Genomic DNA, 8798 nt, shown 5'->3' on the forward strand with positions numbered 1-8798 from the left:
GCGCCAAGGTGAAACCGCGAGCGATCTCACCGAGCAGGATCTCCAGGACGGCTTCCGGCTGACCGGCCTGTTCCTGCTGCGCCACGTGCTGGAGCCGCGCGGGCAGGGCCATTCCGACGCGCGGGCCGGCTTCATCAATGCCTTGATACGGCAGCAGGCGAGGGCGGCGATCCCTTCGCCATGAGCCGAGCGGGATTCTGCATTGCCCTCGGGCATGGAGTTCCCGGGAACGAAATCGGGCCGGTCGAGTTCGCGTTCGAGGTTCCACAACGGGGACAGCCTAAATGTTGATCAGGGGATTCGCCTTGTCCACGGCGCTGCTTGCGTTCGCGCCTGATGCAATGGCCGGCGAGCCGCAGCCGGGCGTGGTTCGCAGGGCTTCCTGCACGGTCGTCCGGTACTATGTGGCGAAATATTCCGCTGCTGCCGCAGAGACATGGGCGCGGTCCCATGGCGCGACCGAGGCCGAGATCGAGGCCGCCCGGCGTTGCCTGACCAATGCGCCGGCGCCGACTCAGGCCAAAACTCAGACCTTCACGGCCGGCTGGGCCGGCCGGTAGGCCGCCCACAGGGAACCAATCGATCCTTGCCCGATTCGCCTCCACGGTTTAACCGGGCGGCATGGTAAAACGAATCGTTCCGCCGGAAGAACCGGCTGAAATCCACGAGGTGCCGCTGCGTGAGGCGCTGGAAGAGCGTTATCTCGCTTACGCGCTCTCCACCATCATGCATCGCGCGCTGCCGGACGCGCGCGATGGCCTGAAGCCCGTGCATCGGCGCATCCTCTACGGCATGCGCCTGCTTCGGCTCGACCCCGGCACCGCCTTCAAGAAGTCCGCCAAGATCGTCGGCGACGTGATGGGCTCGTTCCATCCGCACGGCGACCAGGCGATCTACGACGCCATGGTCCGCCTCGCGCAGGATTTCTCCTCGCGCTATCCGCTGGTCGACGGCCAGGGCAATTTCGGCAATATCGACGGCGATAATCCCGCCGCCTATCGCTACACCGAAGCGCGCATGACCGACGTCGCGCGGCTTCTGCTCGAGGGCATCGACGAGGACGGTGTCGAGTTCCGCGCCAACTACGACGGCCAGTCGAAGGAACCCGTCGTACTGCCCGGCGGCTTCCCGAACCTGCTCGCCAACGGCGCGCAGGGCATCGCGGTCGGCATGGCGACCTCGATTCCGCCGCACAACGCCGCCGAGCTGTGCGACGCCGCGCTCCACCTGATCGAGAAGCCCGACGCGAAATCCAGGGCGCTGCTGAAGTGGGTCAGGGGCCCGGATTTCCCGACCGGGGGCATCTGCGTCGATTCCAAGCAGGCGATCGCCGAAGCCTACACCACCGGCCGAGGCTCGTTCCGCGTCCGCGCCAGATGGCAGCAGGAGGAGGGCGCGCGCGGCACCTGGGTCGTCGTCGTCACCGAGATTCCCTTCCTGGTGCAGAAGTCGCGGCTGATCGAGAAGATCGCCGAGCTTCAGGACCAGAAGAAGCTGCCGCTGGTCGGCGACATCAGGGACGAGTCGGCCGAAGACGTTCGCATCGTAATCGAGCCGAAGTCGAAGAACGTCGATCCCGCACTGATGATGGAATCGCTGTTTCGGCTGACCGAGCTCGAAAACAAGATTCCGCTGAACCTCAACGTGCTGATCAAGGGCCGCATTCCCAAGGTGGTCGGCCTTGCCGAAGCCCTGCGCGAATGGCTCGATCATCTGCGCGACGTGCTGATCCGCCGCAGCAACTATCGCAAGGCGCAGATCGAGCACCGGTTGGAGGTCCTCGGCGGCTTCCTGATCGCCTATCTGAATATCGACAAGGTGATCAAGATCATCCGCACCGAGGATGAGCCGAAGCCGGCGTTGATGAAGGAGTTCAAGCTCACCGAGGTGCAGGCCGAAGCCATCCTCAACATGCGCCTGCGCTCCTTGCGCAAGCTCGAGGAAATGGAGATCCGCACCGAGGACAAGAACCTTCGTGGCGAGCTCAAGGGCATCAACGCGGTGCTCGCTTCCGAAGCGGAGCAGTGGAAGAAGGTCGGCGAGCAGGTCGGCAAGGTCCGCGACATGTTCGGGCCGAAGACGCCGCTCGGCAAGCGCCGCACCACCTTTGCCGACGCGCCCGAGCATGATCTCGCCGCGATCGAGGAAGCCTTCGTCGAGCGCGAGCCGGTGACGGTCGTGGTCTCCGACAAGGGCTGGATCCGCACCATGAAGGGGCATGTCGAGGATCTCTCCGGGCTCGCCTTCAAGCAGGACGACAAGCTCGGCTTCGCCTTCTTCGCTGAGACGACCTCGAAGCTGCTGCTGTTCGCGACCAACGGCAAGTTCTACTCTCTCGATGTCGCGAAGCTGCCGGGCGGCCGCGGCCACGGCGAACCGATCCGCCTGTTCATCGACCTCGAGCAGGAAGCTGCGCCCGTCGCGTTGTTCGTCCACAAGGGCGGACGCAAATTCCTGGTCGCGAGCCACGAGGGCCAGGGCTTCGTCGTCAACGAGGACGATTGCGTCGGCACCACCAAGAAGGGCAAGCAGGTCCTCAACGTCGACATGCCGAACGAGGCGCGCGCGATCACCGAAGTGCTCGGCGACACCGTCGCGGTCATCGGCGAGAATCGCAAGATGCTGGTCTTCCCGCTCGACCAGGTGCCGGAGATGGCGCGCGGCCGCGGCGTGCGCCTGCAGAAGTACAAGGATGGCGGGCTCTCGGACGTTGCCGTGTTCGACGCCAAGGCCGGCCTGACCTGGAAGGACTCCGCGGGCCGCGAATTCTCCGCGACCATGAAGGAGCTCGCTGAGTGGCAAGGCACCCGCGCCGACGCCGGCCGGCTGCCGCCGAAGGGTTTCCCGAAGTCGAACAAGTTCGGCAAGGTGATCGGATAGGCGCGACTGCCGCCTCATCGTCATTGCGAGCCACCGGGTCCGCGCGAAGCGCGGCCCCGGTGGCTCGCGATGACGGGATGCGATTGCGCCGCTCTCCAACTCAGAAGTGCGTATCCCGCAGGCGCGTACCAGATAGTCGCGTGTGCATGAGTGCGTCCGTCGATCGGGCACGAACATTGCTTTTTCGCCGCTGCAAGTGAACTTTCGATAAGCAGCAAAAAAAGGCACCAATGTTCAAACTGAAATCTTTCATTCCCGCGCTGTTCGGTCTCGCGCTGGTATCCGCGCCCGCGCATGCGGCAGGCAATCTCGTCGCGGTGCTCGAGGCGGAAATCGTCACGCTCGATCCGATTTTCTCGCCAGCCTACATTTCGCGCACGTTCGGCTACATGGTGTTCGACACGCTGTTTGCGAAGGACTCCAAGGGCGACGTCAAGCCGCAGATGGTGCAGGACTGGAAGGTCACCGCCGATGGTCTGACCTACACGTTCACGCTGCGCGACGGCCTGAAATGGCATGACGGCCAGCCGGTGACGGCGGCCGATTGCGTTGCCTCGCTGCGCCGCTGGGGCACCCGCAACGCGCTCGGCCGCCGTATTTTCGCGATTACGACTTCGCTCGAGCCGACCGACGCCAAGACCTTCGTGCTGACGCTGAAGGAGCCGTCCGGCCTCGTCATCGATGCGCTCGGCAATCCCGTCAGCCCCGTGGCCTTCATGATGCCGGAGCGCATCGCCAAGACACCCGGCGACCAGCGCATCACCGAGATTATCGGCTCCGGCCCGTTCGTCTACAGCAAGGCCGATCACCGCACCGGCGATCGCATGATCCTGAAGAAGTTCGCCGACTACGTACCGCGTCCCGAGCCCGCCGACTTCCTGGCCGGCGGCAAGCGCGTCAACGTCGACACGCTCGAGATCCGCGTCATCCCGGACGGATCGACCGCGGCGTCCGCGCTCCAGGCCGGCGAAGTCGACTTCATGCAATATGCGCCGTTCGATCTGTTGCCGCAGATGGAGAAGAATTCGCGCAACAAGGTCGTCAACTTCACCGGCGGCAACATGTTTGCCGGCGCCTATCGCCTCAACGCCGCGTCGAAGCCGTTCGACGATCCCGCCATCCGTCGCGTGCTGTGGAAGCTGGTCGACCAGCGCGAGGTGCTGGATGCGCTCGGCCTCGATGCCAAATACGCCACGCCCTGCGCGACGTTCTTTACCTGCGGGACCACCTATGAGAGCAAGGCCGGCACGGAAGCCGCCGCCAATCCGTCGATAGAAGCGGCGAAAGCCGCGCTGAAGGCGACAAAATATGCCGGCGAGCCGGTGGTCGTGATGGAGGCCAACGATCTCGAAGCGCCGCGCGTCTCGGCGCAGGTGCTGGCCGAGCGGCTGAAGGCGGCCGGCTTCAACGTCGATCTGCAGGTGATGGACTGGGCGAGCGTGCTGGCGCGCCGTGCCAAGAAGGAGGGCTGGAGCGTTTACGGCGTCCACGCCGGCGGCTTCGATCTGGGCTCGCCGCTGACCAACATCATGGTGGCGTTCAATTGCGCCGACTTCACCGGCTGGCAGTGCGACCAACGCATCACACCGCTGCTGGAAGCGTTTGCCAAGGCCCCCGCCGAGGCGGACCGCAAGAAGATCGCGGGCGATATCCAGGCCGTCATGTACGATCAGGCACCCGCAATTCCGTGGGGCCAGTTTGCCCAGCCGGCCGCCTATCGCGCGACCCTGCGCGGTCTGATACCGTCCGCCATCCCGGTGTTCTGGAACGTTGAGAAGTAACGCGATGTACGATGTCATTGTTGTCGGCGGTGGCTCCGCCGGCGCGGCCGTGGCCGCAAGGCTCTCCGAAGATCCCGCACGTCGCGTGCTGCTGCTTGAGGCCGGCCTCGACTGGCGCGCCGATGAAGCGCCCTGGGAAGTGAGGACGCCGAACCCGATCCCGATCATCCACAAGCGCGAGTATCAGGAGAAATGGCAGTGGCCAGATCTGGTGACGCGCCGGGTGGCGGGGCAGGAGCCACGCTTCTACTGGCGCGGCAAGGGGCTCGGCGGCTCGTCGATGATGAACGGCCAGATCGCCATCCGCGGCGTTGCGGATGCCTTCGACGAATGGGCGGCCAATGGCTGCACCGGCTGGTCGGCGAAGGAGGTGATGCCGCTGTTCTCCGTGATCGAGGACGATCTGGAATTCGGCGATGCCGAGGGCCACGGCCGCGGCGGGCCGTTGCCGGTCTATCGCGCGCCGCCGGAAAAATGGGGCCCGATCGATCGTGGCCTGCGCGATGCCGCGCTGGCCAGCGGCTATCCCTGGTGTGCCGACGTCAATGGTCCTGATGGCGAGGGCGTCGCCTGCTATCCCATCAACAGCCGCGACAGCCGCCGCATCACCACCAATGAGGGCTATCTCGAGCCTGCGCGCGGCCGCGCCAATCTGGAAATCCGCGGGCATGCGCTGGTCGATCGCGTGCTGATCAGCGACGGACGGGCGACCGGCCTGCGCGTCCACATCGAGGGGCAGGGCACCCAGGAGATCAGCGCGCGCCAGATCGTGCTCTGCGCCGGCGCCATCCACAGTCCGGCGATCCTGCTGCGCTCGGGCATCGGACCGGCAGAGGAATTGAAGGCGATGGGGATCGCGGTCGCGCGCGATCTGCCGGTCGGCCGCCACTTCTTCGACCACCCGCTGTTTCGCGCCACGATCCAGCTCCGGGAGGAGCTTCGTCCCACCGATCCCGATACGCGACACACCAATTGCTGCGTGACCTATTCGTCGGGTCTCGCCAATGGCGGCAAGCGCGACATGATCCTGATCGCGTTCAACCATCGCGGCATCGGCGTCCCGGGTGCGATCGGCGCCGGGCTGTTCAACGCGTATTCGCGTGGGACGCTCAAGCTGGCCTCGACCGATCCCGCGATCGATCCTGTCGTCGAGGAGAACATGCTCGCCGACCCCCGCGACATGCTGCGCATGATGGACGCGGTGAAGCGCCTTGCCGTGATCACGTCGCAGCCGGCGCTTTCGGGCGTTGCCGACTGGATCCGGCTCGCGGACACCGATCTGACGCTGCCGCAGGCCGCCAGCCTGCCGGATCACGAGCTCGACGCGGTGCTGCGCCGTGAGACCGGCGACATCCAGCACGCCGCCGGCAGCTGCCGCATGAGCGGCGTCGGCGACGCTGATGGCGTCGTCAACCCTGACGGCACGGTGAAGGGCATCTCCGGCTTGCGTGTCGCCGACGCCTCGATCATGCCGTCCGACTGCCGCGCCAACACCCATTTCACGACAGTGGTGATCGGCGAGGCGATCGCGCGGATGATGATGCGATAGCGCCACAACAATGGTGTCATGCCCCGGCTTGACCGGGACATCCAGTACGTCGTGGCCTCTCTTCTCAATCACGCCCGTCTCGGAGTAACTGGATCGCCCGGTCAAGCCGGGCGACGACAGCGATGGTGTGGCGAGCGCGTTCCACGTCATTGCGCGCGCGCGAAGTAGTCCAGAATCCCACCGCGGAAAGACTCTGGATTGCAGCGCTACGCTCGCAATGACGGAGCAAGGGGCGGGGCCATTGCTCTCCAATTCACATTTCAAACAGCAGACACACGCTCGCCTTCTCGCGGCGCATGTCGCCCGAGTTTTGCTTCAGGTACGCCCTCGCGAAGACAAGGGCGCAGGGAAGGCCGGGCGCCGGCTGGCACCCGAGTCCGTGCGCGACAGAATGCACACGGGGTGGACCACAGGTGTTGCCGGTCGCCCGGCCTTCCCTGCGCGAATGGTTTTAACGGTGTCCTTCGTGCTCTCCTCGGGGAGCGATGCACTATTGCCCCCGTCGCCTTGCGGATGATCGATGCGCGTGCCGGTCGGCCGCCGCATCTCCGCAAGACTTGACGCACAGACCCCGGGCGTCGGGACCACACGACTTCTCCGTCCGCGCACGTCCTCGCTGGGAATCCGAGGGGTGGCGTGTGCTCGCCCCCGAAGCCATGCGAAGACGCTGTCAGCGCCGTGTCGTTGGCGCAGGAGCCATTGCTCACGGTGTCCCGCCCTGCAATGCCTCTCGCGCCCGACGCCGTCGCGTCCATCGCTGCCCAGCCCGCGGTTCGTGACGATCGCGATCCGCCCCTCGTCTCGGGCCAGGGTGTCCTGCTTGTACGATAAATCCGAATTTCGGTAAAGTGGAATATTTTGCGAGAAGGGGCTTGACAGGATCGAGGTCAGGGCGCGCGGCTGGCTCGCCCGACGGGCAATGGTCGATCGGACATTGGTTATGGGCTTTTGCCTTGAGAGCATGTGCTCATGAACGGCAACTTTCGCGGGCGAACGCAAGTCGCTCCGCCTGAAGCGGACAAAGCGGTCTACGCCGCAGGCGAAGACGCGTTGCCATGCCTATCGTGGTCGCGAATATACAACCCAAGATATTGAGAACAACGAATGCGCGATCTGTGGCTACGACAGCTACGTTTCCCGAGCGTCAAGGAGCCGCAAGGCCTCTTGGCTCAGACTAGGTCTGGATCGCTGCTACACCATTGTTCACTATTGGTCTATAAACGCAACAAGCACCTCACGTGCGGTGAACGCCTGTTCAAATACTCATTCGCGTACGAGCTAAGATTGTAGCTGCGCAGGACTTCATTTTGGTTGTGAGGGCTCGACTCATGACAAAGCACATTTCGATGGGAATTGTGACCTATGTGCTTGTAGTCGCCATATCTGTGGTGACGATCGCGATCGCAGCGACATCGCTAGGCGAGCCCATTGTTGCGGGGATTGCTGCTTCCATTCCGGGCCCATTCCACTTTGCAATGGAAAGTACACTTGCGGGCGCAAGGCCCGGCCAACCGAAGCTCGCCCGCGGGCAAACGGGTTGTCGGCTTCGATCTGCGCCTCTGCAATGGAACGTGGACTGGCTTGTCGGGCCGCCTGCAGCTGTCACACATTGAATTGCCATCCCGGTTGAGGGCGCGGCAGCATGGGCATGGCTATTGTCGAGTTCCAGCAGCACGCGGGCAATGCGGCTCGGCCCGATCGAATGCTTTTGCCGGTGAAGATTGCCTGGGAGGAACATCATGGAAGTCAACGAAGAACGCCTCAATGCCTTCATGGGGAAGATGATCGGAGATCTCGGTGCAGCTATGAGCGCCTCGCTTATGCTGCTCGGTGACAAGCTCGGGCTCTACAAGGCCCTCGCGGAGCGGGGGCCGATGAATTCCACGGAACTGGCGCAGGCGACAGGCACCGCCGAACGCTACGTTCGAGAATGGCTCGCAACTCAGGCCGCCTCCGGCTACGTGGAATATGATCCGGAGAACAACAAGTTCTCGATGCAGCCCGAGCAGGTGCTCGCCCTCGCCAATGAAGACAGTCCCGTCTTCCTGGGCGCCGTCGGCAACGTGGTTGCCGCCACGTTTTTGGACGAGCCGAAAATATCGGACGCGTTCAGGAGCGGCAGAGGTGTCGGTTGGAACCGGCGCAGCGAATGCCTGTTCTGTGGCACCGCTCGCTTTTTTCGAACTTCGTACAGACATCATCTCGTTCAGGAGTGGCTACCTGCGCTCACTGGTGTCATGGAAAAGTTGGAGCGCGGGGCCAAAGTCGCCGATGTTGGTTGCGGCCATGGCGTGTCCACTCGGCTCATGGCGCAAGCCTTCCCGAACTCCCGCTTTTTCGGCTTCGACTACCACGAGGGCTCGATCGAAGCCGCCCGGCTTGGCGCGAAGGAAGCTGGTCTGGCGGATCGCATCACGTTCGATGTTCACTCGGCAAAGAGTTATCCCGGCAACGCCTATGATCTGATCTGCTTCTTCGATTGTCTCCATGACATGGGTGATCCCGTGGGTGCTCTCAAACATGTGCGCGAGAGCTTGGCTCCGGACGGCACCTGCATGCTGGTCGAGCCGTTCGCCAATGACCGGCTC

Annotated in this window: 5 protein-coding genes and 1 pseudogene; all 6 read left to right on the plus strand. The window is 64.1% G+C overall.

The annotated features are described in order from the left end of the window. A pseudogene (locus tag IC50_RS22960) lies at positions 1–184 on the plus strand (DNA repair protein RecO); the annotation flags it as partial. A gap of 100 nt (positions 185–284) precedes the next feature. Continuing rightward, positions 285–560: a hypothetical protein gene (locus IC50_RS22965; RefSeq protein ID WP_035709991.1), complete on the plus strand. Its 276-nt coding sequence runs from the start codon at positions 285–287 to the stop codon at positions 558–560. 61 nt (positions 561–621) lie between these two features. Beyond that, complete coding sequence (gene parC, locus IC50_RS22970) at positions 622–2880, plus strand: DNA topoisomerase IV subunit A (protein ID WP_035709993.1); 2259 nt, start codon at positions 622–624, stop codon at positions 2878–2880. A gap of 230 nt (positions 2881–3110) precedes the next feature. After that, a complete protein-coding gene (locus IC50_RS22975) occupies positions 3111–4661 on the plus strand; it encodes an ABC transporter substrate-binding protein (protein ID WP_035709995.1) in 1551 nt (516 codons plus the stop codon). A 4-nt stretch (positions 4662–4665) separates the two neighbouring features. Continuing rightward, positions 4666–6210, plus strand: coding sequence for a GMC family oxidoreductase (locus IC50_RS22980; RefSeq protein ID WP_035709997.1), 1545 nt, complete (start codon positions 4666–4668; stop codon positions 6208–6210). 1739 nt (positions 6211–7949) lie between these two features. Continuing rightward, the coding region (locus IC50_RS22985; RefSeq protein WP_035709999.1) for a class I SAM-dependent methyltransferase at positions 7950–8798 on the plus strand (849 nt) is incomplete at its 3' end.

This window comes from Bradyrhizobium genomosp. I (2014) (assembly GCF_000261685.1).
Taxonomy (GTDB): domain Bacteria; phylum Pseudomonadota; class Alphaproteobacteria; order Rhizobiales; family Xanthobacteraceae; genus Bradyrhizobium.